The 1,044-nt window shown below is 73.4% G+C and carries 1 protein-coding gene; it reads left to right on the forward strand.

Features of this window, described 5'->3' with window-relative positions; all coding sequences use genetic code 11:
* Entirely contained in the window at positions 1-1,029 is a 1,029-nt protein-coding gene (locus MHY29_RS12145) for an iron-siderophore ABC transporter substrate-binding protein (protein ID WP_239241576.1), read from the forward strand.
* Positions 1,030-1,044: the final 15 nt, after the last annotated feature.

The following is a 1,044-nucleotide window of genomic DNA, read 5'->3' on the forward strand; positions in this document are numbered from 1 at the left end:
ATGAACGAGGCGCCGGCCAGGCCGTCCTCCTCGGCGCCGGCGTCCGCGATCTGCCGCTCCAGGTCGGCGACGAGCTCGGCGGCCGCGCCGTCGTCGGCCTCGGGCTCCGCCGCGTACCCGCTGACCGTGGAGCACGTCTACGGCACCACGGAGATCCCCGCCCGCCCCGAGCGCGTGGCCACCGTCTCCTGGGTGAACCAGGATGTGGCCCTGGCCCTGGGCGTGGTCCCGGTGGGCGTGCCCGCCATCGAGTTCGGCGGCAACGCGGACAAGTCCACCGACTGGTTCGACGCCAAGCTGAAGGAGCTCGGCGGGCCGACGCCCGTCCAGTGGTCCGAGGCGGACGGGATCGACGCCGAGGCGATCGCCGCCGTGAAGCCGGACGTCATCCTGGCCGTGTACTCCGGCCTCACCCGGGAGGACTACGACCGCCTCTCCAAGATCGCCCCCGTGGTGGCCTACCCGAAGGACGTCCCCGCGTTCGGCACCTCCTGGCAGCAGTCCACCGAGGTGATCGGCCGGGTCCTGGGCAAGGAGCGGGAGGCGGCCGCGCTCGTCGCCGACCTGGAGCGGCAGATCGCGGACGCCGGCGCCGAGGAGGACGGCCTGGCCGGCGCCTCGTTCATCTACGGCACCCTGGACCCGGCCGCCGCCGACCAGATCAGCATCTACACCGCCGCGGACAACCGCCCCAGGTTCCTCGAGCTGCTCGGCATGGAGCTGGCCCCCGTGGTCGCGGAGAACGCACCGGAGGACGGCGCCTTCTTCTTCACCTGGTCCCCCGAGCGGGCGGACGAGCTGGAGTCCGACGTGTTCGTCTCCTGGGCCGCCTCCGCGGACGTGGCCGACGCGATCGAGGCCGACCCGCTGCTCGGCGCCATCCCGGCCGTGGAGAAGGGCGGGCTGGTGCTGCAGGTCGACCAGCAGGAGGTGCTCTCCGTCTCCGCGATCTCCCCGCTGTCCATCCCCTACGCCCTCGAGAAGGTGGTCCCGCCGATCGCCGAGGCCGCCCGCGCCGCGAAGGGCTGACCCTCCCCCATGCCC

It is taken from the genome of Micrococcus sp. ACRRV, from assembly GCF_022346985.1.
GTDB classification, from domain to species: Bacteria; Actinomycetota; Actinomycetes; order Actinomycetales; family Micrococcaceae; genus Micrococcus; species Micrococcus porci.

Excerpts from the sequence above, each read along its gene's own strand:
- MHY29_RS12145 (WP_239241576.1), top strand. The coding sequence starts at position 1 with ATGAACGAGGCGCCGGCCAGGCCGTCCTCCTCGGCGCCGGCGTCCGCG.